This is a genomic window from Alteromonas sp. DYW1, from assembly GCF_059752595.1.
Genome location: NZ_CM186038.1, coordinates 2557914 through 2583761 on the forward strand (window position 1 = coordinate 2557914; position 25848 = coordinate 2583761).

Sequence of the window (25848 nt, forward strand, 5' to 3'; positions counted from 1 at the left end):
TTAGGCCTCTTATCGTTGCCGTTTGACGTCTGCCAATACCAAAGAAATGGCGCTACTGCGCCATTTTAATTCTTCAGTCCTTGAGTAAAGGAAATCAAATTACCAACTAAGCGCGCAATTTGCTGGTTGGTCTTTTCATCGCTTAGCTCGCCCGCATCGTTCATTAATGTATCGACCTTGCCGATGGCTTTCTGGTCGGGTAGTACGTGCATGCCGATATTGCCTAATAACATGCGCAATACGACCAACACTCGCATGCCGCCAAGCGCTCCCGCAGATGATGCCATGATCAATGCACTCTTGCCCTTGAAGGCCTGTAATGGCTTCTCGTCTCCGACTTTACGGCTGGCCCAATCAATGGCATTTTTCAATAACGCAGGATAGCTGGAATTGTATTCTGGCGACACAATAATAAAACCGTCGTGTGCCATTAAAAGCTCCTTAAATGCCTGCGCATTGGCTGGAATCCCTTGCTCAGCTTCATCATCCTCATTAAAAATTGGCATTGGGAAATCTGCCAAATTAATCAGCGTAACTTCAGCACCGGCTGCCTCAGCAGCCTTCGCTGCTGCGGCAGCAACCGCTTGATTATAGGAGTTTTTGCGCGCACTACCGGAAAAAGCGAGTATTTTTGTCATTTCAGTTCCTTGCGAATTCAATGTTAACTGTTACGGACGCAACACTATTTTGATCATTACATCCGTTGCGCTGTTTCAATGCCGAGCAAGTTGAGACCTAACTGCAATGTATTGGCAGTTAAGTGAGCCAGCGTCAGACGACTCTCTTGAGTCTGTGGATCGACGCCCTCTTTTAAGATTGGGCAGGCTTCATAAAAACGCATAAAGCCACTAGCTAAATCATAAAGGTAAGCACATAGCACATGTGGAGTCGCCTCGTCAGCAACCGTCAACAAGGCATCCTCAAACTGCACCAGTTTTGTTACGAGAGCCTTTTCCTCACTTGCACCAATCTGTACCGTCGCTGGATTGAATTCGCCAGCGAACTTCTCAAAAACACTCTGGATACGAGTGTATGCGTACTGCAAGTAGGGGGCTGTGTTGCCCTCAAAGCTGAGCATTTGGTCCCAGTCAAAGATGTAGTCAGTCGTGCGGTTTTTACTTAAATCCGCGTATTTTACCGCCCCAATACCGATTTTCTTAGCCAGTTCAGCATCCACTGATTGACCTGCCGCTCGCTCGGTCAGCAGCTGCTGCGCGCGTTGCACTGACTCAATCAATAAATCATGTAGTTTAACCGTGCCACCCGTGCGGGTTTTAAATGGCTTTCCGTCCTTACCCAACATCATGCCAAAGGGACAATGCTCATAGCTTTGCTCTTCGCGGATAAAGCCGGCTTTACGTGCGACTATTTCCGTTTGTTTAAAGTGCAAGCTTTGCCGCGCGTCAGTAAAAATCAGCGTACGATCCGCATTAAGCTTACCATTGCGGTAACGAATAGCCGCTAAATCTGTCGTTGCATATAAGTAGCCACCACCCGATTTTTGAATAATATAAACGGCTGGTTTGCCTTCCTTATCAGCCATTTCCGGCAGAAAGACCACTTGCGCGCCCTGATCTTCAACCGCAATACCCTGGCTTTTGAGTTCTGCTACCACCGCAGCAAGGTCATCGTTGTAGGCACTTTCACCCATAACGTCTTCACGTGTTAAGCTTACATTAAGTAGCGCATAGACCTCTTCACTATGCTGAATAGACACGTCGATAAACTGTTGCCAAAGCGCCATACACTGCGCGTCTCCACTTTGCAGTTTAACCACATACTCGCGGGCGCGGTCGGCAAAGCCAGCTTCTTCGTCAAAGCGCACCTTAGCTGCTCGGTAAAAGTCTTCCAAGTCACTCAGTGCGGTTTCTGCCACGGTATTCTCAGCAAGTTGATCGCTAAGGTGGGCCAACAGCATCCCGAATTGCGTGCCCCAATCACCCATATGATTTTGGCGAATAACTTTGTGACCAAGAAACTCAAGAACTTTAACCGTAGCATCACCGATGATGGTGCTACGCAAGTGTCCCACGTGCATCTCTTTGGCAAGATTGGGTGAAGAATAATCAACCACAATCGTTTGTGCGGACTGTTCATTAATCGAGACACGCTCATCTTGACTTGCCGTGGTTGCCCAACTGGCTAAGAAGTCGTGACTCAAATGAATGTTAATAAATCCAGGCCCGGCAATTTCAAGCTGACTGGCAATATCCTGCAATTGCACTGTCGTCAAAACTTGTTGCGCAATCTCGCGCGGATTCTTTTTCAACGCTTTCGCTAGCGCCATGGCGCCATTAAACTGATAGTCACCAAATTCTGGCCGTGTACTCCGGCTAAGTGGCACTTTACTGTCATCAAAGCCGAGTTGTTGCAGGGCCTGTTGAAATCGTTGGGTGATTAACGCGTGTAAATTCATAATCGATTAACTTAATGTTCTCGAGTGGTTTTGAAGGTAATGTCAGGGTAGCGCTCCTGCGCTAGGGACAAGTTCACCATAGTCGGTGCGATATAAGCGAGATTTTCACCGCCATCCAGTGCTAGATTGCTCTCAGATTTACGTCTGAATTCATCCAACTTTTTAGCATCGTCACAATACACCCAACGCGCGGTTGAAACATTGACAGACTCATAAATGGCCTCAACGTTGTACTCCGCCTTTAAGCGAGCCACAACGACATCAAACTGCAAAACGCCCACAGCGCCAACGATCAAGTCATTGTTAATGAGTGGACGAAACACCTGTACCGCCCCTTCTTCCGACAATTGGATCAAACCTTTAAGCAACTGTTTTTGCTTTAACGGATCTTTCAAACGGATCCGCTTAAACAACTCCGGTGCAAAATTCGGGATCCCTTTAAAACGGTGGTCTTCACCTGCGGTAAACGTATCACCGATGCGAATAGAGCCATGATTATGCAGACCAATGATATCACCGGCATAGGCTTCTTCTAATAATGCGCGATCACCGGCTAAGAACGTCAAGGCGTCAGAAATACGAATATCTTTGCCGACCCGCGTATGACGCATTTTCATGCCTTTCTCATACTTGCCCGAAACAATTCGGCAAAACGCGATCCGGTCACGATGCTTAGGATCCATATTGGCCTGGATCTTAAATACAAAGCCGCTGAACTTATCTTCGGTGGATTCTACAACTCGCGCATCGGTTTCTCGGCTTTGCGGCGTAGGCGCCCACTGGGTCAATCCGTCAAGCATATGGTCAACACCAAAGTTACCGAGTGCTGTACCGAAAAAGACCGGAGTCAATTGCCCTTGCATAAACATTTCGTGATCAAACTCGTTAGATGCGCCCACGACTAATTCGAGTTCTTCGCGCAATTGGCTAGCCAAGTCACTGCCGATCGATGAGTCCAACTCGGGGTTATCCAGACCTTTGATGATCCTAACCGCTTGGATGGTATGCCCCTGCCCCGACTGATACAAAATCGTCTCATCACGATGTAAATGATAGACACCTTTAAACGACTTACCGCAGCCTATTGGCCAAGTGATTGGCGCACATAAGATATCCAATTCTGTCTCAACCTCGTCGAGTAACTCCATAGGATCCCGGATATCACGGTCGAGTTTATTCATAAAGGTGAGTATTGGCGTGTCACGCAGGCGCGTGACTTCCATTAACTTGCGAGTCCGATCCTCAACCCCTTTCGCTGCGTCGATAACCATCAAACAAGAGTCGACAGCTGTTAACGTACGATAGGTGTCTTCCGAAAAGTCTTCGTGCCCTGGAGTATCCAACAGATTGACTAAACAGTCGGCATAAGGAAACTGCATAACAGAGGTCGTTACCGAGATACCCCGCTCTTTTTCCATTTCCATCCAGTCTGATTTGGCATGTTGACCGGACTTCTTACCTTTCACGGTACCTGCAGTCTGCAGCGCATTCCCGAACAACAATACCTTTTCAGTAATGGTAGTCTTACCCGCATCGGGGTGCGATATAATCGCAAAGGTTCGGCGTTTGTTGATTTCACTTAAAAGTTTGGCATTAGCCATGTTCAATTCTGTCCCACTGTGCGTGCTTCAGTATCACGCAGTTAATCTCTGAGTTTGCTTGACGACTTCGACCTCAGCTAACGACGTGGGCTAACCCCTCTCATTTGCCAAAATCATCGCGAGCTTTTTGAATGCCGCGTATTATACAAGGGTTTGGCGCTAAGTCTTGGGCAAAGTCCAAGTTTCATGAATTTTTTAAGACACGCTGCATAATAATCGCGTCTTCTTTGGCGTTCTTATCTGAAGCCATGGCGTAGTAGCCTTTTCTGCGCGCGACTTGGACAAAGTCATACTGCTGATACAATGCAATCGCAGGCGTATTTGACGCGCGGACCTCCAACCAACAAGTGACCGCGTTGTGCCGTTCGCAGTGTTCGATAAAGTGCATCAACAAACGCCTTCCAATGCCCCGTTTTCGCGCAACATGATGCACTGCGATGTCCATCAAGGTCGCCTCGTCAGCAACCATAAGTCCGATGTAATAGCCCAGTAAGTCATCACTTTCCACCGCGGCATTAGCGAAATACGGTGAGCTTAAGCAATCATTAAATACCTTCTCAGACCAGGGTACCGGATGAGCATTCATACACACCTGATAAGCCTGACCACACAAGTTTGAGCCAGCCTCTAAGCGCCGAAATTGACTAACCACGGTCAATCAGTTGTTGCCAAATCTGGCGCTTTAATGCCGGAGTTAGAGCGCTCGCTCCGTGCGGCAAAGAAATGTTTGAGCCTTCGATTTGCAGAGTGGGGAATCGTGTCGAAGATTCCACCATTGGCGCACAGTCAGGACGTAAACTTTGTGCGGCAATAGTAAGGTCTTGTAGTTGTTCGGGTGAAAGCAACGGTGCGGCAATGGGTTTATCATCCACTGTACCAAGTGGCACTGGGTTAGCTGCAGACTCTGAGGTTTCCACCGGGTTTAACTGCGCCTCTGTGACTTCAGTGTTTGCTCGCCACACGGTAATCCCCATGGCTTGGAGCACAGCATTTTGGTAGTTTTGCCTAGATGTGGACATTGCGAGCCGCCATAAAGAAGATTCTCAATAGACGCATAGTGTAACAGAGAAAAGTGGCAGGGGTGGAGGGACTCGAACCCCCAACCATCGGTTTTGGAGACCGCTGTTCTACCAATTCGAACTACACCCCTAGCGCGCTCGCATTATACGTATGCGCGCTTAAAGGTAAAGAAAAAAGTCACTTTTCCGTAATTTTTGTGAATGCCTTAACCGCGCCATACCAGAGCTGATAAGTTAATTCGACCAATGGGTGGACCCGCGCGAGTCCAGCTTGCAGTTCGGTAACACTGAGTCCTGAAAAGTGCGCATATTGTTCGGTTAGACATTCTACTTGATGGCGATTTAGCTGGTTGATCTTAATGCTTGATGCAATATCAAAAAAACGATTGCCTGAGGCGGCATACTCCCAATCGATGATTACTGGCTTGGCATGATCGATAATATGATTCAGCGCTAAATCATTGTGGCAAAACACGCAATGCTCAGAATCAGCAAATTCCCGTTCATAAACAGCTTTAACCTGAGCAATCTTGTCCTCTAATACTCGGAGTTCTGAATTTGGAATGGCGGTAAGATATTGCGCCCACTGACTCGGCAAATCATTCGTGAGCGTGGAAATCGGTAATTCATGGATCAAACTCAATGCTTTGGCTAAACGCTCCATTTTTATACTGTCATCTAGTACAGTGAGCGGTTCCATCGAATGTCTCACCCAATCTTCGGCGTATAAACCTTGCGTTTGGTTTAAGTACAACGGCATGGGTGCCAACCCAGTACGTGCTATTTTACGTTGCATAGCCATAAGCGTCGGCCTTGATCGGCCCGTCACATGGTCCGCATGAAAACGTTTTATAAGGTAGCGCTCACCATCAGCAGAAATACAATAGGTAGTATTTACCGGAGTCGCATTTATTTCGCGTATTTCAAAGTCATCGTCGATCCCTAAGGAATCAAATAATGACTGGGGTAAATCCTTGTGACCAAGCATAAGCCTTAATCCTTCGCGGTAGACAGTCCGGTACTTTTTTGCCATTGCATTAAACCATAGACTGACAACCCAACATATAGCAAGAACAGTAGACTGGTCAGATAAAGCTCAACCTGCCAGTATAACCAGCAAGAAATCGCATTGATCACCCACCAATAAACCCAGTTATCAATTTTCTTATAAACCACCATCACCGTGGTCACAACACTAGCGATAGTAATAAATGCATCGATATACACATATTGTGTAGCCACATAACTCGATACTGTATGCGCTAAAACCGCGGTAAGAAGTACAATCCCTGTAATGATTACGGTGTTCTGAGAAAGCGTTAAACGCGTGACCTCTGCTTCAGTATCATCGCGCTGCCATTGCCAATAACCGACGATAGCCATCACCACGTAATAGGCATTCAACGCCACCTGAAAAGGCAAGTTCACATGCCAAAAGACGATTGTATACAGCAGCGTACTCACTCCGGCGCACAACCAACACCAGATATTTTTATGTGCTGCCAACACGACATAAGCAATGGCTAACACCACCGCAAACGCCTCTAATCCTTGCAGCGCGATAAGCTGTTGCCACAACACGTCACTCAGCGTTAGCTTATCATTACTCATCCTTGTACAACCCTGGTGCTACCTCTGCTCCCGCCAGAAATTTGCAAACTAAAATAGCCTGCCCAGTTGCCTCGTGCAATGTTTCAAGCTCGCGCGCAAGGATGGCAAATACCTGACTATACTCACCGCGAATTTGTGTACTCGTTGTTGTAGTCACTATCACAAGTTCGGAATAACCCCGTAAATGACCAATAAAATCTTTAATGATTGGCAAATAATTATCAGCCAATGGATACAGCGATAACTCGGCGGTGCACAAAGCCATCCTTAAACTCCCGGTGTTTAGTTAGAAATACCAATTAAGGGTGGCGCCCAACTGGCGCTCACTGCCAAATTGATAATAAGCTTCTGGCTCGGCATAGCCGAATTCACCATCTCTCGGATCATTACTAAAACCACCAAAGCCACGCACATAGTAATCGCGATTAAACAGGTTTTTTACCCAGAGTTGTACTTGCAACGTTTGCCAATGCCATTCCAGCGATGTATCGACTAATGCGTAACCCGGTGAAGTCACATCGTGACCATCAGAAAAGCGATAATCGTCAGTGAAATCAACTTCAACTCGCCATAACCAATCGTCTCCGATATCCAAGCGAGAAACCAGATTTGCGGTAAATTCTGGCGCTTGCGCTTGCCGCTGCTTAGCTATGCGTTCACCGTTGCTAGTGATGTAATCTTCGAACGTGGCATCAAGGTAGCCCACCGCCGCGTCAATGGCCCAATGGCTAGACACCTGCCACTGCGCTTCCAATTCAATGCCGCGATTAGTTCCGATGTCTGCATTGCCGATGATATCGATAAAATCCGTTGAGCCGTTATCACGCAATAAGATGTCAAAGTCAGCGACTTGGGTATCCTCGCGCGTCATGTAAAACAATGCCAAGCGGAAGCTGGCATCGATCTGAGGCAAGCGCTGTTTCAGTCCCAGTTCGTAGTTCCAATTATACTCGGGCGCATACAAACGCGCTGCGTCTGAAACTCTTTCATCGGGATTAAACCCCGCGGTTTTATAACCGCGTGCAACACTCCCGTAAATTAACCCTTGCGCGATTGGATAATTAACCGCTAGCTTGCCGCCGAGCAAAGTATCACTGCTTTCATCATTAAAGCCGGTTACATCAGCGTATTCCAATGCTGAATGTTCGATACGCATGCCCCATTGAATACCCAGTTGGTTATCTAATTCAGTATCCAGGCGCGCATAAACGGCGAAATTAGTCGGCGAATATGCACTGCTAAACGGGCTGTCGGCAAAGGTATAGTCTCGCCGCATGTCCTCGTCACGGCTACGGTAAACCGCACCTACCACCCAATCAAACGCTTGTTGCCTGATAATCAATGACTGTTTGGACGTCGCGCGCAATTCTAATGAATGGGATCTTACATCGCGGTAATAGGCATCAAATGAACTATAACCGTTCGGATGAAAACCATTGAACGTCCAATCTTCATCATAGCCATAACCCAATTCACTGTCCGTGGCAGAAAAAACCGCCAACCAATCCGCTCGGTCAGTGGTAGAGTCAAACCGCAGACTGGCTGCGTGTGTTTCATTGCGGTCAAATCCAGGCTCATCTGAACGCGTTTTACGATCATTATCGAGAGAAAACGCATCATAACCATTATCGATGTCAAAGTAGCGATAATTGAACACGATGCTGCTGTTGTCTCCAACATGTGTCTGCAAGGCTAAGCGCCCTGCGCGCTCATTAATATTGTCGGTATCGTCCTGACTTAAAAATGTATTGGTGATACCACCATCACTACGTTGCTCTAGCCAAGACGCTCGATACCCTACTCTGGCACTCAAATCACCACCAATCGCTAATCCCGTGCGCCAGGTGTTCTCAGTGCCATAGGACAACAGTAATTGGCTTGCATGCTCTGCGCCCGGCTGCACACTGTGCATGTTGACCGCGCCCGCTAAAGCGCCTAAGCCGAATTCGGTAGCCTGTGGGCCACGGAGTACCTCAACCTGGGTGATATCAAAAGGCTGTGCGAGGGCAAACAAGCCGGTTAAATCAATATTATCCAGAGTAAAGCTTACCGACGGATTTAAAGGTTCGCTGAACTGACTGCGTTCACCGATGCCACGGATCTGAATAAAGCGTCCACGTGAAGCACCGCTAGCAAAATTAACATTCGGGATCGCCCCGATCAGAGCATCAATGTGTTGTGCTTGCCGCTGTGCAATGGTTGTACTTGAAAGCACGGTGGCACTGCCGGCTATCTGTTCGAGCGAGGCTTGGCGAAAATCTGAGGTAACAACAATACGCTCAAGGGCTGACTCTTCGGCTGGTGGAGACTCATTACCCTGCGCAAATACGCTGGTTTGTACAGTGTGAGCTAAAAAGAACGCGGCTAGCGGCGTCAACTTCGCAAGTTTCATGGTCATAGGATCTCTTCGTAAAAATACATGAAAAGACCCGGTTTTCACGGCAGGTGTTAAAGATAAGGCTTTACCATTCCTACGCCGGTATTATCCGGATCAGGTATAAGGGTTTCCCAATGGATCTCAGCTGATATTGCCAAAGCAATGATCGAGCACCCCTAGGTTATTTGTCTCAAATGACAGCTAAAGTCTAACACGCCATGCTGGCTTGCACTATCCCTGCTGCAGTGGATAAACCAACTATTTTTTACACGTCTGGTAAAAAGTTAAGGGTTTTTAATTCATCTTTAGTTTGTTGCTCTAAATCTTCCGGCGTCTTCCCATGCGCTACGGGTTGACGCGTGCTCGGGTCAACCTGAACAAAGACAATATCGTCCGCAAGACATATGGTTTTTTTTGTCGCCTTGTTGCGCACAAGGCAGGTAACGGTAATCGACGTTCTACCCACCGCCTTCGTGGCAAGACCAAACTCGACAATATCCCCTTGTAAGGCCGGCGATTCAAAACTGATTTCACCGATGTGCTTGGTAACCAAACAATTGGTCTCAAGCTGACATATGGCATATATCGCCGCCTCTTCATCGATCCATTCTAACGCCCGCCCCCCAAATAAAGAGCCGGCATAATTGAGATCCCCGGGCATAACTAAACGACGAGATAAAAACCGCATACAAAATCCTATACACTATAGCTTTCAAATTATATTAGCGTTGAGTATAGATGATTGCTCCAACTGATGCTGTTAAACAAATTGCTGATTGGTTAAGCCAACGTAGCCAAACTGTTAATCATCGTCAGTTATTGTTGCTATGCGGTGAGCAAAGCTGGAGCGAAACTATTGCTGAAGAGTGTTGGCGTGTTAGTTCTACACTCAGTAACACGGTTTTAGAGGGTCTTTGGCTTGGCGAGCGCAGTTGCAATGGGCAATATGAGCCTTTAACCAATGCGAAGGCGTGGTTGGGCCAAGAGCTCGACCTAGTAATATACAGCGCGCATACGCGATTCGATATTGATGGATTGCTAGCCATCTGTGGTACCTTGCGTCATCAGGGGTTGATTGTACTGCTGTGTCCACCGCGCGACACTTGGTCAACAGGACTGAATTACATGCAACACCCGTCGTTGGGTACTAAGGTAAAGCACAGCTATTTCGGGCAATGGTTCAACGCAGTTATTGAGAGCCAACCAAACGTCGCCTTGATAGAGCAGCAAACGTTGCAGGTAAAATTACCGCAATCCCCTGTTGCCCCATCAGACATCGTTCAGTTTGATGTAGCAGCGCCATTTAAAACGCAAGACCAGTGCAATGTAGCAAAGAGAGTCTTGCAGCAGCTAACATCGACGCACAAGCAATGTGCGGTCATCACTGCGCCGCGTGGCCGCGGGAAGAGCTGGCTGGCAGGCTGGCTTATCCAACAGTTTAACCAAAACCAGCAACCTGTGTTACTTATCTCTTCACGTGCTACTGCGGTACAAACTATCTTTAAGCAAACCGATCAAAATAATTCAGCAAAGCTCCTGCAATTTGCCGCTCCTGACACAGATATCTCAGATTTATCGGTATATAACTTAGTCGTCATTGATGAAGCCGCGAGCATACCCGCCCCCATGCTCGAAAGGATATGCCAAGCAGCGTCAACCTGCCTGTTAACGACCACAACTGACGGTTACGAGGGGACTGGTCAGGGATTTTTGCAGCGTTTGCTCCCTGCCATTCAACCTTTTTACCAACAACTAAATCAATACCAACTTGAACAACCCATCCGTTGGTATCGCAATGATAGCCTCGAAAACCTCCTCGCTCATTTAAGTTGTAAATCCATGCCACTGGCAACCGAACATAGCAATGTGCAAGAGACGCAAGCATTTACCTGTAATCTCATAGAGCCTGCAGCCTTAGTGCAATCTCCGCAGATGCTTCAGGCCTTATTTACACTGTTACGCGACGCACACTATCAAACGACAATCGCTGACCTTGTCCGCTTACTAGACTCGCCGGACCACGTGATTTTTATTGCTCAAGAAAACGCTACATTGCTGGGTGCGTGCGTGGTGATCAAGGAAGGGAATTCACAATTAGCCGACCTTGCCAGCCCCATTGCTCGCGGACAGAGGCGTCCACAGGGCCATCTTTCATTACAATTAATGGCTTTCCATACGACCCAGCTTGAATATTGTCACCTGAGCGCATGGCGAGTGAATCGAATTGTTGTTGCAGACGAGTACCGTCAGCAGGGAACAGCCAGTGCACTATTGGATTTTGCGGAACAAAGCGCAATCAGCAACCATGCCGATATTATGACCACAATATTTGGCGAAAAAACCTTATTGAAAAAGTTTTGGGAGAAAAACGGCTATTCCAAGTTTTATACGGGCAGCCGCCCCAACAAAGCCAGCAACAGCCTAAATCTTTTGTACACCAAGGTGTTAAACCCTACCGTGAATCAATGGTTTAGTCAGGGGGGATCCCTAACTGAGGACCAACAGAAACAAAAACTGCGAGATTTTATTGCAGGATGGCGCGGAGTGGCTACTATTCAAGAGGCGTTGATAGCTTGTAGCTATATAGCCGCTAACAACGAAAATCTACCAATCTTAAGCCACATCGCCGTGCAACAACGCTGCGATCTGCAAGAACTTATTAGTACATTTGCACCAGGAGGTAAGAAACAGTTCGCTGATAACTTGCGTAGCGAGTTGCAAATTGTGTTGCCCACCGATTGCGAACGATAAGTAAAGTGTCAATGGCAAGCAGCGCCGCAGGGATTTTAAATCAGCGAGTAGAATAACTAGGACAATCCTGAACGCATAAAAAAAGCCCCTTGCGGGGCTTTTCATTAGGAAAGATTAATGCCTCTATTCTTCGCTTTTTCACGAATATAAGGTTCCCACGCAAGTGCGTTACGTCGGATTGAATTGTCTTTCTTCGCTTGTTGCACGTGACGATAGGCTTCACGGAAGTTACCCGTATAGAAGTTTGCTTCCATTAGTGAGAAATGGATGCGTCCTTCATCAGGTGCGCCACGCTCAAGTGCACTATTCAATGCAACAATCGCGTCTTTATAGCGCTCAGCAGTTAACAATAATACGCCTTGCTTACGGAAATGCTCTGGATCTGAGCTCAGGCTAGCCGCCTGACCGTAAAACTTCGCTGCGTCAAGATACTCTTTGGCTTGGTGCAATGTGTTAGCAAGTGCAGCCAAACTGTCAGCATCACGCTTAATCAAACCTTGCTCAATATACTTTTGTTGTATTTTGGCTGATTTGTAAGGAATATCATTTGTCGCATACAACTGCGCCAATGCTTTAACTTCTGAAGTCTTGGTCAAAAACCCTTGGTCATGGGCAATTTCAAAGATTGAAAGCGCACGCTTATAGTCTTCAACTAACATGTAGAAGAACCCTAATTGCGTCCACCACTGCTTAGTCTCAGGAAATAGTTTGACCAGAGTTTCTGCAACTTCAACCGTTTGCGGATACAGCTTGCGCTCGTAATATGAAGTAAGCTTCAGAACGTGGGGGTTCTTGTTAGGCTCTTCATACAGCGCAATCGCTTTATCAGCAGGGTCGATCATCTTGTCGAGTTGACCATTTTCATAATACGCCTGGGCAATACGCGTATAAACATCAGGATCTTGTTTACACGTGATGTCCATCCACTGAGTGTACCACTCAATCGCATCACCGTACTTCTTCTCTTGCATACTCAAATCGCCAAGCAATTTTAGCGTTTGGGTATATTCAAGGTCATTTAGCACGCGTGTACTTACGGCACCTTTAAGATAATCCAAGGCTTTAGTGCCCTGACCTTCTTGTGCTGCAAGTAAGTTCCCTATAAAACGATCAACGTAGGCTCTATCAAAGTCATCGGAAGCGTCGATGTCGTACAAAACTTCAAGTGCTTCGGTCATCAAGTCCTGATTGTAGAACTCAAAAGCTTGTTGCACTTTCTTGCCCGTACGCTCGCCCACTAACTGAGTTTTGCCTTTCTGATACCCCGGGCACACGATCGGTTGCGATTGCGCGTACACTTGCGCCGAGAGTAAAAATGTACCTGCAAGCACTGACCCGACGATTGAACGATTAAACATTTTCTTCATCATGATTATTGCTCCAAGGTAAAGTCAAGTTGCACAAACATGTTGAACTGCTTAACTGGCTTACCATCAACGATCTTTGGTCTGTATTTCCATTTGGCTAACGCACGACGCGCTTCGCGGTCAAACAGACGCTTTGGCTCGGCTTCAAGAACAACGATGTCTTCAACTCCGCCCACTTCGTTAATCGTGAACTGAAGTTTTACCCAACCTTCCTTACCGTCACGAGCAGCCTGCACAGGATACTTCGGATCGATACGAACGATCGGCGTTGCTTCACCATCACGCGCCATTGCGCCAACACCACCAATATCAACACCAACACCGCCGGTATCAATACCAGGAACGACTAGACTAAAACCGTCCGTGCTAGGCTCTTCCGCTTCAGGCTCGGTTTGTTCAAGCTTTGGCGGCTCTTGTGGTGGCGGTGGTGGCGGAGGCGGCTTACGAGTACGCGTTTGCGTCTCTTCTTCCGGCTCGGCCATAACAATATCAATGATTGGGGCCGGTGCGACTTCGTCCGCAGGACGCGCCGAGTTTTCGATCAGTTTCGCCATCACAACGAACAAACCAAAAGCTATAGCTGCACCAATTAAAATAGATAGTATGAATCTAACCATCTTACCCCCTCGCCGCTACTGAAACGCGATCGACACCAGCCGCTTTAACCTGATCCATAATCTCAACGACTAAGCCATGCTTGGCTTTGACATCGGCTTGAATGATTACGTAATCAGTTGGCTGCTCCGTCAACAAACGTTCAATATTTGCTCTGACACTATCGGCAGAGACTTGGCGCTTATCTAACCAGACGTCACCATCTTCGGTCACTGCGATAAAAATATTGGCATTTTTATGCAGTACCGCACGACTCGCGTCTGGTTTATTCACTTCAATACCGGCTTCCTTAACGAAAACCGTGGTTACGATAAAGAAGATCAGCATGATAAACACGATGTCTAGCATCGGCGTCATATCAATTGCCGCTTCCTCTTCTGGCTCTCTTACTTTACGACCCATATCAATCTCTCTTTAGTGATGCGGCAGGCTATCAACTAAGCCTTCTTTGGCGATCTTTGCTTTAGCCTCTAGACGAGAACTGACAAACAAGCCAGATAACGCCGCAACCATTCCAGCCATTGTTGGGATTGTTGCCATTGAGATACCAGCGGCCATCAAACGGGCATTACTAGTACCTTGTGTCGCCATCGTTTCAAATACTGTGATCATACCAGTTACCGTTCCCAATAATCCTATTAGAGGACACATGGCAACCAAAGTTCGAATAATCAATAAACGAGCATTTAAAGCGTCTGACGCTTGTGAAATCCAGGCATCACGGATTCTATGCGCATACCAAGAGGTAGTGTCTTTCCGTGCGTCCCAATCAGCAATAATTTTGCTTTTAACTTTGGGAAACACGGCTGACAGATACCAGTAGCGCTCTATCATCAAAGCCCACATGAGAAAGAGCGCAGCGGCAACGAAATACAGCACGTCACCGCCAGTAGCGATAAACTCCCTGACCGATTCCCATAATCCAATCAGGTAAAGCATATTAAGCTTTCTCCGTCTCTGCGTGAGTTGCAATGATGCCAGCAGTTTGTTCGTCTAGGATATGTACAATAGACTTGCTGCGTGACGCCACGATGCTATGCGTAAGGATAAGCGGTAGTGCCGCAATGATACCCTGAGCCGTTGTTACCAACGCCATTGAAATACTACCCGCCATCATACGTGGGTCACCTGTACCGAACAATGTGATTGTTTGGAAGGTTGCAATCATACCCAATACCGTACCCAATAGACCAAGTAGCGGAGCGATAGCAGCAAAAATCTTGATTACGTTGATACCCGCTTCGATGCGTGGTAATTCACGTAAAATGGCTTCGTCCAATTTCAACTCTAGGTTTTCTGCGTCAGCATTCTTGTTTTCATGATAAACCGCAAGAATACGACCTAATGGGTTAGAGCTAGAAGGATTATCAGGGTTGTTCAACTGTGCTTTAATTTTGCCACCAACCAAGGTCAATGTGATGAGTTTGTATAAACCAATCAATAGACCGATAACCAACATACCAGTGATTACGTAACCCACTACACCACCTGCGTGATAACGCTCTTCAAGCGTCGCTTTTTGCTTCAATAGGCCAAGGATCGCGCCACGTGAAGGGTCTGCATAGAAAGGTACAACACCAGAATTTGCGCCGCGTAATTCCATCGCTGAATCGACCAAATAACCATCTGGCTGACGACCAAGAGGCTGCACCGCATCGTTCGCATCGTCGTATACTAGGTAGCCTTCGTCACCAATAAGGTTAAACGTACCAACACGCACAACTTCTTGCGTTGTCGTACCACCGTCTAAGCTAATAACTTCAGTAGTGAAGCGCGAAACTTGACCAGATTCAGTCATTTCGGTTTGTAGTGCAAACCAAAGGTCTTCTAATTCACCGATATTTGGTAAGCCTTTAGACTCTTCAGACATTTCAGCTAGGAAGGCATCACGTCCAGGATACTCAGCACTAACGATTGACGTAGCGATTCGACCATAAGCTTCAGAAGCGGCCTGACGAACCACACCGAACATTTCACCTAGCGTACCGGTTGCATTGTCCAGCTCAATTTCTTTTTCTGTTAGCGTGGTTTCATTATCAGCAAATTGTTGCTGTAAACGGTCACCGCGGTCTTGCTCAGCTTTCAACTGCGCTTCAGCACGACGCAAAAGTGCTTGTTTATCGGCACGTTCACTACGGAATTCCGCTTCACGTTGTTCATTGATACGCGCTTGAGAAACACGATTTTCTTTAACTTCTTCAAGCAATTCTTTCAGCGACTTAGCGTCCTGTGCATAGGCACCTGCAGACAAAACCGTTACAGTTGCCGCTGTCAGTAATGTTTTAATAATCTTATTCATTACTAATTACTCCGCAGCTTTGATAGGTAATTTAATGAGGTCAGCAGGAATGATGCCTTGCGCCATCTTCACTGCATCAACAACTGAGTTAAGATATTCGTCACCTAAGCGTTCCCACCTACGTGCGTCATTATCCCAGCGCCATGCTGCGGTTTGGTCCAACGATAGAGCGAGCATCGCTGTACGACCTAAGTTGAAGAAATCAACGGTCACTTCAGTGCCCGCATCATCCAACGTGCCTTGATACGAAGCGATACGCGTGCCGTACTCATTTTCAATTTGATACGCTTCAATAACCTGACGGAACTGTTCAGATACCGTTACGTTCGAGTTGCTCATAATATCGCGCAACCGTTGCACACGCTCTTTACGCTCGACTAGGTTGATTGGAATGTCTAAGTCAATGAACTTATCCAAGCTGTCAATCATACGATACATCAATGGCACGATACCTTTCTTCGTGTCTTCGATACTATCGATTTGGCGCTGCAAAGAGTCAATCGCGCGCTGTTGGTCTGCAACTAAGCCTGCGAGATAGTCGTTGTAGACCTTTAAGTTTTCTGTTTCATCAACGACCGACCGATACTCAACAAGCAATTCCTGTGATTGCTCAAACAAGGCGTTAATTTTTTCTTGAGATTTTGCAGCCGCAGCGTGGATCTTGAATTCTTCTTCATGAAGATCTTTAAGCGGATCTGCAGAGACAATGGCGCTACTACCAAGTGCGAAAGCACCCATGACGGTAGCAGCAATAAGAGTTCTCTTGCTCATATTGGACATAGTTCCCAACCAATTTTCTTGTTCGAATCCTCGCTTGTAACCGAATGTTGCAGCGAGGGGCTATTAAACCGTTAGTTAATTTTCTGATAGATGTAGACAATCGAAAATTGCCCACGACTTACGGATGGTCACATGGATACGCTAACAAAGTCAAGCTGGCTGGGATCAAATGCAGATTATTTGTTACAGGTTTGTAAGCAGCTCATACCAGTTTTATTGGGCTCACGATTGGACACTACAGAATATGAAACAGATTTTACAATTCGTAACAATGGTACAGGTGCTTTTTTAGCGCGAGGTCGTATCCTTATAAACAAATACGAATCACAGTGTAAAGGAAACATTATGTCGATTAGAAAGCAACTTTTGGTGTGCGTGGCAATTGCCACCATTAGCTTACCGTCGTTGGCGCAAGAACGAACTAAGGAAGGTATGTGGATGACAGAGTACACCAATACCGTGCAAAACGGATTGTATGCCCTGAACTCTAAAAATTATGAAAGAGCGTATGAAAAGCTCACTGAAGGCGCAAAGTTAGGTAGTAAAGAAGCGCAATTCTACCTTGCACAGATGTATCTTAACGGTTGGGGCATGGAGCCAGACTACAAGCAAGGCTGGATGTGGTTTAAAGTCGCGCTTGAGCAGCGCACACAAGAATGGCGTGATGCCGAGCGACAATTAACTGCGGCATTACCTGCAGACTTTATCAAAGCAATGGAACCCTTTGTCGCAGAACACATTGCCAAATATGGCGCCGATGCTCAAGACTTGAGCTGTTTGAAACGAACTCAGGTAGGTTCAAATATTCGTGAAATTATTTGCGAAAAGCGCTCTTACTGAGCGGCCAAAAAAGTTATACTTAATTAAATATTCACGCCAGCCACTGCTGGCGTTTTACTATTAAGCAAACGATAATTGCCATGAAGTATAAGCCCAGTTACCAACTTGACGTCGATGGACGTCCCGTATACGTATTTGACGATGTCTGTGATTTGAGTGAAGTAAAATCACTCTATGCAGGATTAGACAATAGCGCCTACCGGAAAAACGAAGTTGCCCGCCCTGACACACAGGATTTCAAGCATTGGGCAGTAAATCTTAATAACGAACAGATCCAAGCGCTTCCTCTGTATACAAAGCTCATGAATGCGGTTGAACAGAGTGCGGGTAAGCGTTACCAAGCCTATCGTGGGTACTGCAATCATGCCGCGTTTGGAGACATGCTGTTTACCCACACTGACTGTCTACCGGATAGTGATGAAATGACAGCTCTGGTTTATGTATGCCCTGAATGGGATATTGAATGGGGTGGTGAAACGCTGTTTTTCAATAAGCATGATGATTGCGCTTATGCATGCACCCCAAAACCTGGCCGTGTCGTGGTTTTTCACGGTGCGATAAAGCACGTCGGCCGCCCTCCTAACCGCATTTGTTACAAGCCGCGCTATACACTGGCATTTAAACTCGAACCCGCGCAGTAAAAATTCGACGCTTAAGCCGGCACCATATCAAATGCAACAGTCATGCGCCGCGCGCCTCCACTGAAGGGGCGCGTACCATGCCACATATACGACGGAAACAGCACTAAGCGACCATTTTCAGGCTTAATCATATAATCAGCGGGTAACGAAAGCTGACTGATTTCAGGCACACCGAATTGCAGCCAGCCTTGCCCACCATGATTAACATCAGCGGGAACATCCACATAAAACACACCACTCAGCCAGCCTTGGGGATGAAAGTGCGAGGTGTGGTACCCGCCTGTTCTGAGACAAACCGACCATGAGCCAGTAAATGCGATATCCTGCCCTACTCGACTCAAAAAAGGATGTTTTGATTGCCGTGTTAACCCCTTAGTAAAGGATTCTGCTTGTGCTTTGATCCATAACTTTAAGGTTTGAATCACCTCATCTTGATCATCAAAAATATCTTCATAGGTTTGCGTACCATTGCGTAATGATTGACCAATGGGATGATGGGTATTTGCGTGCACATGCTCCAATTTGCGCGTTAACCGTTGTAAAAACTCATAGCCTTTATCCTTTTGGATCAGGGCACTGTGAGTTAAAGAATAGTCACATAGGTTAGCGTATTCAGCAGACCATGGATCGACCAATTTAAGCGCAGTAGAGTACAGCGTCCACCACCCCTGATCAGCCGGCTCGCGCTGCTGTAGACGACGATATAGCTTTTTGGCCGTATCACCATCGGCCATTGCCAGCGCAATATAACCCCGCTCATTTTCTAAAGACACAGGGACCGGTTTGCCACTTTGCTTAATGGCTTCTTTAATGCAATCCTCAGCATGTGTAAGATCATTGGTTAAGCGTGCGACTCTGGCAGCAAACATTAATACCATTGGGTCTTTATTAAGGACAGGAATTGCGCGGTCAAGCAGAGTTTTCGCTAATTCAAATTGTTCAGCATTAATCAATAAATCTAATGCTGCGACAGTCAATTCATATTGCTGCGCAGGAGCATTAACTGCTGCTAACAATGGACCAAAAGGTTCCTCAATTCCTTGCGACCAACGAAAATGCGCAAACTCTATCTGAATGGTCACATCCGTCGGCGCAATTGCTATCGCCCGCTCGTAACAGTCTTGCGCTTCAGGCATTTGCTGAGCCAAAGCATGATTAGCAGCTAGCATGGTATACAATTGTGCGTCATTGGGGTTTACCTGTTGCGCACGCTGCAGCAGGGCTAGCGCATCTTGGTACTGTTGTTTGCTGCGCAGTAACCCTGCATATTGTGTCAGTACACGATAATCATTCTTCCCACTCGGAGTAGCTAGCAATCGTTGAAAAATAGTCTCAGCATCACTGAGCTTATTCTGTGCAACCAGAGCACCGGCCAAGCCGATTTGAATATTCGGGTCTTGCGGCCTAAGTTGACTGGCCTTCGAGTACGTTTTGATCGCCAATTCAGACTTACCTTGCATCAGTTGTAAGCGCGCAAGATTGACATAGGCATCACAGAAATTCGCATCTAGGCGAATCGCACCTTTTAATTGCTTAGCAGCTTCATCCCAGCGATTCTGTGCGATCAGAAAATTGGCAAAACTGTTCAGTACCGGCGGTAATGCAGGGAATCGCTTGACTAATAATTCAAAGGTTCGCTGAGCAAGCTTGATTTGACCGGTATGGCGTAAGGCATTGGCATAACATAACCCGAGGTTTGGCTCACACTGTTTAACCGACAGCTGTGCATTAAATAAATTCACCACTTGAGCATAATTACGTTGTTGATAGGCACCGAGAATTTGTTGATTTAATTGCATATTCATTTGCTTAATTCTTATCTAATCCTGCCAACATACCCACACTGTTCGACCAGTCATTGTGTTGCTCAACAAAATGTTGAATAAAATTTTTCTCAGCTAAGGTTAAATCTGGATGCCAAACATCGAAAATCAATACACTTCTAAGTGTATCACCTGAATTCTTAGCACTGTGTTGATATGAATCATCAAAAATCATACAACGATCGCTTGCTTGCCACTTATAGGTTTCGTCACCTGCTCGCAGCCACGCATCAGGATTTACTCTTAGTGGCACATGTACCGTCAACTTTATATTACTCAAACCATAGTGCGGGGGGATATAACCACCAGGTTCTAGATTTGAAATAAAGGCTTCAGGTGCTAAAGGCGGACACTGTGGCAATAATGATTTTTGTAGGTCGTTGATACAGGATGGGACAGTACCCAGCGCCTGACACAGTCCCTGTCCATCAATAAAATGTGTCGCTCGCCAGCTCTGTTTAAGCTCAACCCATTCTTGCGTATTCGGTGCGCTGCCAATATGGTCAATATAACTTTTTTCACATTCACCAATGAATTGCTCTAGCTGCGGTTTATCGGCTTGAATATTATCAATCGCGTCAGCTAGACCTCCGATTTCATCTTCTTGGTAGAAAGGCTTTGCCACGAGATCTGGGAAGTAAAAAAAGCTCGGCTGTTGCAAATCGTCTTGCCAAGGTTCTCTGTGCAGACCAATGAAGTTCGATACTGCCTTTTGACAGCGCTCGGATACCCTAGCTTCATCAGCCACACGCTGAAATAAGTTCTGCCGAGAAAGACTGGCCGCATTGGCTCGATGTGTTGGGTGCCATTGTCGCGCAGCCTCTTCGTGCTTCGCTCCCAAAGTTTCAAACCACTCAAGGTAATGTTCTAAAGCAACCGCAAAGTGACCGTGACTAAGCGCTAGTTCTATTTTATTCGTAAATTCTGTCATCATTTATAAAAAAACGCCCATAAAGGGCGCTTTTATTAAATCAAGCTTGCGATTACTCGCCATCAGCACCCGACGTCATGCTGCCACGTTGTAAACGCAACATACCTTCACGCCCGGCTTCTTCTTGTGCAGCGCGCTGCTCTGCCGTACGACAAACACGGGTCATCATATTTGAACCAATGCGCTTTTCCATTTTGCACACAACCCCATCGTCGTCACTGACTGATGCAACTTCACTGTTGCTTTCTTGCGCACTTGTCTTAGAAGAAGACGTACTGTTACACCCTGCAAGCGCCATAAATGCTGCTAATACTAATAAGTATTTCATAAACTATTCACCTTTTTTGGATAAACAACACTGCCATAGTGTGTTGCTGATTCTCGGATCCATTTAGTTAGGATCCACTTCGTTCCTTCAGTAACTGGCGCACCAGCGTGATAAGAATCGCGGTCTACATTACCATTTTCGTCCAAATTATCAAAGACCAGAACGTCACCAATCGTCGCATTTACATTCAAACCTAAGCGTGGAAATTGGGTTTCGCCACCCATATAACCGTCAGATAGATAGGTAATAGCCGTACGCATGCGTTGGCCGCCATCGGCGCGTATTTGTTCAAAATGCGGCCCCTGCCCGACGATAGCGTCGTAATGCGGCTTATACTGCTGTCCATTTTCATAGCGTAATAAGTTAAGTGACTCACCGCGTGCCCGTGAGACTCCTGTCAGTTTCTCTAAAATCATATCTAATTGCAATGCAAACCAATCGAGGTGTTCAGGTGTCACATGCACAATGTAACTGGTTCTAACATCGTTCTGGATCCCTTTCCCGGTGACAGGATCATGCACTAGCGAAGGCTTTAAATGAGGTTGTAAGCGCAACTTAATATAATTACAGGCAAGTTGTGAATACACCCCTTGATAATAGCGAATACCACAGGACTGCATTGTTAACGTTGGTTTATTCGTGCCTAACCGCTGCCAATGCGCTAAAGCAACTTCAAACAATTGCTTCTCTTTATCTTCTGTAAGCCCTTGTATTGGTTGGGTAGTAGGCACTTCAACACCAAGATCACTTAATAAACCCGGTGCGTACTGTTCTATTAAACGCGTAAATAGATAACTATCCGCATGTGCATAAGTGAAATCCAATAGGATGAGCGCAGATTCTACGTGGCCCTGCTTTGCCTCAGCATACAACAATTCGAAATCTTCACAGGATAAAACTTCCTCTGTAAAGAACGCGCGCAATGTAACTAAACGGTGTAGTGTGCCCTTTACCCCACGTTGCCATTGCTCTTTAAGAAATCCAAAGGCGCGTTTTGGCTCTACCCGAAAGTACTGCTCGGCCAAGTACAAGGTCGCCATAGTATGGCCCATCTGTGCGGCCTGTTCCAAGGCTTGGGTTGCTGCGGCATTATTTTGCTGCGCATAATGCTGCATGGCTTGTTGGAATAACGCTTCACTATTCATACTTCTTGATTCTTGATTCTTGATTCTTGATTCTTGATTCTTGATTCTTGATTCTTGATTCTTGATTCTTGTTAATTGTGTCGTACCGATGGCTTCTCGCTGATAAATTCTTTTTGGTTATTCTTTCTTTTTACTTAGGTCTTCGGTCTTCGGTCTTCGGTCTTCGGTCTTAGACGAAGTTTAGATTCGTTCATGCTGTAATCAATTTGAGTGGGCATCCTTATCACACGAAAGCATTAAGCCAATGAACTTCAGAAATAGTTTTGTCACCTTTGTCCACTAATTCTACCAACGCTGATTTTGCCTTTATCGTAAATCCCTATAGCAGACGCACACTCTTTATATTCAATACTGCCGCATTAATATGTTTGAAACGAGTCAACGCTATTTTGCACGATACAGACACGTCAATAGCAAAAAAAAAAGCCTCTCGAAGAGAGGCTTTTTATAGTACTAAGAAACTCTTAGAACGTCATGCTGAAACGAACATAACCAAACTGTCCAGGTACTTCGTACATTGACGGGTCAAAGCTGTTCGCGAACGTAGTGAATGATACTGGTGGATCTTGATCCAACAAGTTGTTGATACCAGCAGTTACACGAAGGTTATCATTGATGAAGTAACCAACTGAAACGTCATGGTAGCCCATTGCACCTAACTCGTTGTAATCTTCGCCATCAGGACCACTGTTTGGCAAGCTACATAGTGCGTCGTTCAGGTCTACACCACCGGCAGTTCCGATTGAACAGTTCTCAACTGTTGAACCGATGTGACGAATCAAGTAGTTCGCAGTCCAGTCACCGTTAACCCAGTTTAAGCTGATGTTAGAACGGATACGAGGAACTACATCACGGTCGAATGCACGGCCATGTTCACGGAACACCTCTGAAGTTCCTGTAACTGGGTCAACTACGATTACGCTGCGTTCGTCAACATACGTTGCGTCTACGCGGAATTTGAAATCACCGAAATCAGTTTCAAAGTTGTAAGCCAACTCCATATCGAAACCTTTCGTTGTTTGACCACCAAGGTTAACGAGACCGTTAAAGATATCAAGAATGTTACCTTGAGAACCACGCTCAATTAGAGAACACAATGTAACACCTGTCTGTGCACAAGCATCTAGGATAGACTGAGCACCTACAGATGATACTGCACCCTCTACTTCGATATCGAATACGTCAAACGTTAATGACGCACCTTCTAACCAAGTTGGCGCATAAACCACACCGTAAGTGAAGCTCTCTGCTTCTTCGGCATTCAGATCTTGGTTACCACCAACAGTGATACGGATCTGTGAATTTGGTTGCTCATAGGAAGCCGGAATACCAGCACAACCAGGCAGACTAGCACGGTCAGGATTGCTTCCATTACATGGGTCAGTTAGTGGTGGGAAGCTATCACTGTTACCTAGGAACAACTCAGAGATTGAAGGAGCACGGAACGCTTCAGACCAAGTACCACGAACCATCAATTCTTCGTTTACGCGCCATTTAATGCCTACTTTAGAGTTAGTCGTATCACCAAAGTTGCTGTAATCAGAGTAGCGAGTCGCAAGTTCTAAGTCTAACGCTTCAACAAAAGCAACATCAGCCACCAATGGAACTGCTAACTCCAAGTAGAACTCTTCAACGCTGAATGAACCTTCAGTTGGCTGACGAGAGTTACCAGAAGTAATACCTGCAGCGATCAATGCATCTGGCTGGTCGTAGCCTGACTGCCAACGCTTCTCATAACCCGCAGCAAATGACATGAAGCCAGCCGGTAGCTCAACAACATCACCTGTAATGTTCGCAGCATAACTCTCAAGAGTAGTTCCTGCAGCGTCTTGTGCAGTGAAGCTAATGTAGTCGATCATTTCTTGTGTGATTGTACCTTGACCGATTGCTGTAGCGCCACCAAACAAGTCTAAAGGAACACAGCCATCATCTGCACCAACACAATTATTTACATCGCCGATTGCACGCTTAACACGGTCAGTGTTTAATAGACCATCGGTAATAGTGTTCTGTGCGATGTCTGCATAAGTATAGCCAACATCCCAGTAGAACTCACGGTCGCCAAGCTCTAGCACACCTTCGAATCCACCATTAAACTGGAACTGATCGACATTTTGAGAGAATTGACGGAATCCAGTCTCCAACATCCGACGGCCATAGATTGCAAGAGAGCCAGGCTCACCTGGAGCTGTATCTGAGTTCAAATCCAAGCCAGTAGGGTTGAAAGGGTTGTTTGCTGCAATATTGTAACCGAACTCACCAAATGCCCAACCCATGAATAATGGAGTAGGTGCAAGAAGCTGAGCTGACTTACGGTTACCGTAAAAGGCTGTAGCAGTTACTGATACATTATCAGTCAACTCGTAACGACCCTGCGTGTATATATTAGTACGCTCTTGCGGTGTAGATAAATAGTTTAGCGGAGCAAAGTTAAAGCGGCTACCAACGTTATCCCAAGGGGTAAAGGCACCGTTCTCGTAACCATTAGCGCTAACAAATCCATCGTTATCATAGAAGAAAAAACGACCTTCTGGAGTACCTGAAGAACCACCGAAGCCATCTGGAGTACCGAATACTGGCACTGCAGAAATCGGACGGTCACCTGCAAATGTTGGCTCTTCTTCTACGTAAGATACGTTGAAGTAAACGTTACCTTTGTCATTAGATACACCGAAGCCGATATCATACTGCTCTTTGTTACCATCACCTTCGCTGATGTACTCACCTTGGTAAGCACTTGCGTGTAAGCCGTCGAAATCTTGCTTAGTGATGATGTTAACAACACCCGCGATTGCGTCAGAACCGTAAACCGCAGAAGCACCGTCTTTCAATACTTCGATACGCTCGATGATTGAAGAAGGGATGTTGTTCAAGTCAACAGAACCGCCAAGGCCTGGAGACCAACGCTTACCGTTTACCAATACCAACGTACGGTTAGAACCGATACCACGAATGTTAATCGTCGTTGTACCATTACCACCGTTGTTGTTGTTAGTGTTGATTGCTGAACCAGCTGCAGGAATTGACTGAAGAACGTCACCGATTGAAGTGATACCGAACTTTTCAATTTCGATTGAGTCTAGAACAGATACTGGGTTCGCACCTTCGATGTCTGCACGACGGATACGAGAACCAGTTACCTGGATTTTTTCAACAGCGCCTTCATCTGCACCAGCGTCTTGAGCGATTGCTGGAGCGGCAAAACCGAGTGATGATACTGCGCCGAAAGCACAAGCCAACTTGACTGACTGTGCCAGCTTAGAGTTTGTAAACATGTATTGTCTCCCTGGACCACTAATATGTT

At 46.3% G+C, this 25848-nt stretch carries 24 protein-coding genes, 1 tRNA gene and 1 riboswitch; of the genes, 3 read left to right on the forward strand and 22 right to left on the reverse strand.

Annotated features, from left to right (window positions below):
* Positions 1-65: 65 nt before the first annotated feature.
* The 11 genes from AC121Z_RS11410 to AC121Z_RS11460 all read right to left on the reverse strand — a co-directional run bounded on the left by AC121Z_RS11410 (position 66) and on the right by AC121Z_RS11460 (position 9712).
* The gene (locus AC121Z_RS11410; protein ID WP_498124145.1) at positions 66-638 is read right to left on the reverse strand and encodes an NADPH-dependent FMN reductase; all 573 of its coding nucleotides are present in this window, start codon (positions 636-638) and stop codon (positions 66-68) included.
* 56 nt (positions 639-694) lie between these two features.
* Entirely contained in the window at positions 695-2416 is a 1722-nt protein-coding gene (argS, locus tag AC121Z_RS11415; RefSeq protein WP_498124146.1) for an arginine--tRNA ligase, read from the reverse strand.
* Between the two features lie 11 nt (positions 2417-2427).
* Entirely contained in the window at positions 2428-4017 is a 1590-nt protein-coding gene (prfC, locus tag AC121Z_RS11420) for a peptide chain release factor 3 (RefSeq protein ID WP_498124147.1), read from the reverse strand.
* Positions 4018-4201: 184 nt separating this feature from the next.
* Complete coding sequence (gene rimI / locus AC121Z_RS11425) at positions 4202-4669, reverse strand: ribosomal protein S18-alanine N-acetyltransferase (RefSeq protein WP_498124148.1); 468 nt, start codon at positions 4667-4669, stop codon at positions 4202-4204.
* Positions 4662-5036 (reverse strand): hypothetical protein, encoded by a 375-nt coding sequence (locus AC121Z_RS11430; protein ID WP_498124149.1) that lies wholly within the window; start codon positions 5034-5036, stop codon positions 4662-4664. The genes rimI and AC121Z_RS11430 overlap by 8 nt, the downstream gene beginning before the upstream one ends.
* Before the next feature lie 54 nt (positions 5037-5090).
* Positions 5091-5167, reverse strand: a tRNA-Trp gene (locus AC121Z_RS11435).
* A 47-nt stretch (positions 5168-5214) separates the two neighbouring features.
* Positions 5215-6024 (reverse strand): phosphotransferase, encoded by an 810-nt coding sequence (locus tag AC121Z_RS11440; protein WP_498124150.1) that lies wholly within the window; start codon positions 6022-6024, stop codon positions 5215-5217.
* Positions 6025-6029: 5 nt separating this feature from the next.
* A complete protein-coding gene (gene pnuC, locus AC121Z_RS11445) occupies positions 6030-6647 on the reverse strand; it encodes a nicotinamide riboside transporter PnuC (RefSeq protein ID WP_498124151.1) in 618 nt (205 codons plus the stop codon).
* Positions 6640-6912: a YkoF family thiamine/hydroxymethylpyrimidine-binding protein gene (locus tag AC121Z_RS11450; RefSeq protein ID WP_498124152.1), complete on the reverse strand. Its 273-nt coding sequence runs from the start codon at positions 6910-6912 to the stop codon at positions 6640-6642. Before AC121Z_RS11450 ends, pnuC begins: the two co-directional genes overlap by 8 nt.
* A gap of 21 nt (positions 6913-6933) precedes the next feature.
* Positions 6934-9045, reverse strand: a complete 2112-nt coding sequence (locus tag AC121Z_RS11455) for a TonB-dependent receptor (protein ID WP_498124153.1) — start codon at positions 9043-9045, stop codon at positions 6934-6936.
* A gap of 53 nt (positions 9046-9098) precedes the next feature.
* A riboswitch (TPP riboswitch) is annotated at positions 9099-9212 on the reverse strand.
* Positions 9213-9289: 77 nt separating this feature from the next.
* A complete protein-coding gene (locus tag AC121Z_RS11460) occupies positions 9290-9712 on the reverse strand; it encodes an acyl-CoA thioesterase (RefSeq protein ID WP_498124154.1) in 423 nt (140 codons plus the stop codon).
* Between the two features lie 50 nt (positions 9713-9762).
* Here AC121Z_RS11460 and AC121Z_RS11465 point away from each other — a divergent pair, with 50 nt between their 5' ends.
* A complete protein-coding gene (locus AC121Z_RS11465) occupies positions 9763-11775 on the forward strand; it encodes a tRNA(Met) cytidine acetyltransferase TmcA domain-containing protein (protein ID WP_498124155.1) in 2013 nt (670 codons plus the stop codon).
* A 104-nt stretch (positions 11776-11879) separates the two neighbouring features.
* On the opposite strand, the gene AC121Z_RS11470 is transcribed toward AC121Z_RS11465, so the two are convergent.
* The 6 genes from AC121Z_RS11470 to AC121Z_RS11495 are packed head-to-tail and all read right to left on the reverse strand — an operon-like array spanning position 11880 to position 16827.
* Complete coding sequence (locus AC121Z_RS11470; RefSeq protein ID WP_498124156.1) at positions 11880-13145, reverse strand: tetratricopeptide repeat protein; 1266 nt, start codon at positions 13143-13145, stop codon at positions 11880-11882.
* A gap of 2 nt (positions 13146-13147) precedes the next feature.
* Positions 13148-13759 (reverse strand): TonB family protein, encoded by a 612-nt coding sequence (locus AC121Z_RS11475; protein WP_498124157.1) that lies wholly within the window; start codon positions 13757-13759, stop codon positions 13148-13150.
* 1 nt (position 13760) lies between these two features.
* A complete protein-coding gene (locus tag AC121Z_RS11480) occupies positions 13761-14159 on the reverse strand; it encodes an ExbD/TolR family protein (RefSeq protein WP_498124158.1) in 399 nt (132 codons plus the stop codon).
* A gap of 12 nt (positions 14160-14171) precedes the next feature.
* Positions 14172-14696 carry a MotA/TolQ/ExbB proton channel family protein gene (locus tag AC121Z_RS11485; protein ID WP_498124159.1) on the reverse strand — a complete coding sequence of 175 codons (525 nt, stop codon included), beginning with the start codon at positions 14694-14696 and terminating at the stop codon, positions 14172-14174.
* Between the two features lies 1 nt (position 14697).
* The gene (locus AC121Z_RS11490) at positions 14698-16056 is read right to left on the reverse strand and encodes a MotA/TolQ/ExbB proton channel family protein (protein WP_498124160.1); all 1359 of its coding nucleotides are present in this window, start codon (positions 16054-16056) and stop codon (positions 14698-14700) included.
* A 6-nt stretch (positions 16057-16062) separates the two neighbouring features.
* Positions 16063-16827 (reverse strand): DUF3450 domain-containing protein, encoded by a 765-nt coding sequence (locus AC121Z_RS11495; protein WP_498124162.1) that lies wholly within the window; start codon positions 16825-16827, stop codon positions 16063-16065.
* A 354-nt stretch (positions 16828-17181) separates the two neighbouring features.
* Between AC121Z_RS11495 and AC121Z_RS11500 the strand changes: the two genes are divergently transcribed.
* Together AC121Z_RS11500 and AC121Z_RS11505 are read left to right on the forward strand one after the other, a co-directional pair.
* Positions 17182-17676 (forward strand): tetratricopeptide repeat protein, encoded by a 495-nt coding sequence (locus tag AC121Z_RS11500; protein ID WP_498124163.1) that lies wholly within the window; start codon positions 17182-17184, stop codon positions 17674-17676.
* Between the two features lie 80 nt (positions 17677-17756).
* Positions 17757-18317, forward strand: coding sequence for a 2OG-Fe(II) oxygenase (locus tag AC121Z_RS11505; RefSeq protein WP_498124164.1), 561 nt, complete (start codon positions 17757-17759; stop codon positions 18315-18317).
* An 11-nt stretch (positions 18318-18328) separates the two neighbouring features.
* On the opposite strand, the gene AC121Z_RS11510 is transcribed toward AC121Z_RS11505, so the two are convergent.
* From AC121Z_RS11510 to AC121Z_RS11530, 5 genes are all read right to left on the reverse strand, one after another.
* The gene (locus AC121Z_RS11510; protein WP_498124165.1) at positions 18329-20116 is read right to left on the reverse strand and encodes a putative 2OG-Fe(II) oxygenase; all 1788 of its coding nucleotides are present in this window, start codon (positions 20114-20116) and stop codon (positions 18329-18331) included.
* Between the two features lie 10 nt (positions 20117-20126).
* On the reverse strand, positions 20127-21074 hold the full coding sequence (locus tag AC121Z_RS11515; protein ID WP_498124166.1) for an aspartyl/asparaginyl beta-hydroxylase domain-containing protein: 948 nt from the start codon (positions 21072-21074) through the stop codon (positions 20127-20129).
* 49 nt (positions 21075-21123) lie between these two features.
* A complete protein-coding gene (locus AC121Z_RS11520) occupies positions 21124-21399 on the reverse strand; it encodes a hypothetical protein (protein WP_498124167.1) in 276 nt (91 codons plus the stop codon).
* A complete protein-coding gene (locus AC121Z_RS11525) occupies positions 21396-22544 on the reverse strand; it encodes a prolyl hydroxylase family protein (RefSeq protein WP_498124168.1) in 1149 nt (382 codons plus the stop codon). The genes AC121Z_RS11520 and AC121Z_RS11525 overlap by 4 nt, the downstream gene beginning before the upstream one ends.
* Before the next feature lie 464 nt (positions 22545-23008).
* On the reverse strand, positions 23009-25819 hold the full coding sequence (locus AC121Z_RS11530) for a TonB-dependent receptor domain-containing protein (RefSeq protein WP_498124170.1): 2811 nt from the start codon (positions 25817-25819) through the stop codon (positions 23009-23011).
* Positions 25820-25848 lie beyond the last annotated feature (29 nt).

What these genes read in the sequence shown, in the direction of transcription:
- AC121Z_RS11455 (WP_498124153.1), bottom strand. Translation starts at nt 9,045, where the DNA reads ATGACCATGAAACTTGCGAAGTTGACGCCGCTAGCCGCGTTCTTTTTA.
- AC121Z_RS11490 (WP_498124160.1), bottom strand. Translation starts at nt 16,056, where the DNA reads ATGAATAAGATTATTAAAACATTACTGACAGCGGCAACTGTAACGGTT.
- AC121Z_RS11510 (WP_498124165.1), bottom strand. Translation starts at nt 20,116, where the DNA reads ATGCAATTAAATCAACAAATTCTCGGTGCCTATCAACAACGTAATTAT.
- AC121Z_RS11465 (WP_498124155.1), top strand. Translation starts at nt 9,763, where the DNA reads ATGATTGCTCCAACTGATGCTGTTAAACAAATTGCTGATTGGTTAAGC.
- AC121Z_RS11450 (WP_498124152.1), bottom strand. Translation starts at nt 6,912, where the DNA reads ATGGCTTTGTGCACCGCCGAGTTATCGCTGTATCCATTGGCTGATAAT.
- AC121Z_RS11530 (WP_498124170.1), bottom strand. Translation starts at nt 25,819, where the DNA reads ATGTTTACAAACTCTAAGCTGGCACAGTCAGTCAAGTTGGCTTGTGCT.
- AC121Z_RS11495 (WP_498124162.1), bottom strand. Translation starts at nt 16,827, where the DNA reads ATGAGCAAGAGAACTCTTATTGCTGCTACCGTCATGGGTGCTTTCGCA.
- AC121Z_RS11500 (WP_498124163.1), top strand. Translation starts at nt 17,182, where the DNA reads ATGTCGATTAGAAAGCAACTTTTGGTGTGCGTGGCAATTGCCACCATT.
- pnuC (WP_498124151.1), bottom strand. Translation starts at nt 6,647, where the DNA reads ATGAGTAATGATAAGCTAACGCTGAGTGACGTGTTGTGGCAACAGCTT.
- AC121Z_RS11470 (WP_498124156.1), bottom strand. Translation starts at nt 13,145, where the DNA reads ATGATGAAGAAAATGTTTAATCGTTCAATCGTCGGGTCAGTGCTTGCA.
- prfC (WP_498124147.1), bottom strand. Translation starts at nt 4,017, where the DNA reads ATGGCTAATGCCAAACTTTTAAGTGAAATCAACAAACGCCGAACCTTT.
- AC121Z_RS11460 (WP_498124154.1), bottom strand. Translation starts at nt 9,712, where the DNA reads ATGCGGTTTTTATCTCGTCGTTTAGTTATGCCCGGGGATCTCAATTAT.
- AC121Z_RS11525 (WP_498124168.1), bottom strand. Translation starts at nt 22,544, where the DNA reads ATGAATAGTGAAGCGTTATTCCAACAAGCCATGCAGCATTATGCGCAG.
- argS (WP_498124146.1), bottom strand. Translation starts at nt 2,416, where the DNA reads ATGAATTTACACGCGTTAATCACCCAACGATTTCAACAGGCCCTGCAA.
- AC121Z_RS11505 (WP_498124164.1), top strand. Translation starts at nt 17,757, where the DNA reads ATGAAGTATAAGCCCAGTTACCAACTTGACGTCGATGGACGTCCCGTA.
- AC121Z_RS11440 (WP_498124150.1), bottom strand. Translation starts at nt 6,024, where the DNA reads ATGCTTGGTCACAAGGATTTACCCCAGTCATTATTTGATTCCTTAGGG.
- AC121Z_RS11410 (WP_498124145.1), bottom strand. Translation starts at nt 638, where the DNA reads ATGACAAAAATACTCGCTTTTTCCGGTAGTGCGCGCAAAAACTCCTAT.
- AC121Z_RS11485 (WP_498124159.1), bottom strand. Translation starts at nt 14,696, where the DNA reads ATGCTTTACCTGATTGGATTATGGGAATCGGTCAGGGAGTTTATCGCT.
- AC121Z_RS11480 (WP_498124158.1), bottom strand. Translation starts at nt 14,159, where the DNA reads ATGGGTCGTAAAGTAAGAGAGCCAGAAGAGGAAGCGGCAATTGATATG.
- AC121Z_RS11520 (WP_498124167.1), bottom strand. Translation starts at nt 21,399, where the DNA reads ATGAAATACTTATTAGTATTAGCAGCATTTATGGCGCTTGCAGGGTGT.
- AC121Z_RS11430 (WP_498124149.1), bottom strand. Translation starts at nt 5,036, where the DNA reads ATGTCCACATCTAGGCAAAACTACCAAAATGCTGTGCTCCAAGCCATG.
- AC121Z_RS11475 (WP_498124157.1), bottom strand. Translation starts at nt 13,759, where the DNA reads ATGGTTAGATTCATACTATCTATTTTAATTGGTGCAGCTATAGCTTTT.
- AC121Z_RS11515 (WP_498124166.1), bottom strand. Translation starts at nt 21,074, where the DNA reads ATGATGACAGAATTTACGAATAAAATAGAACTAGCGCTTAGTCACGGT.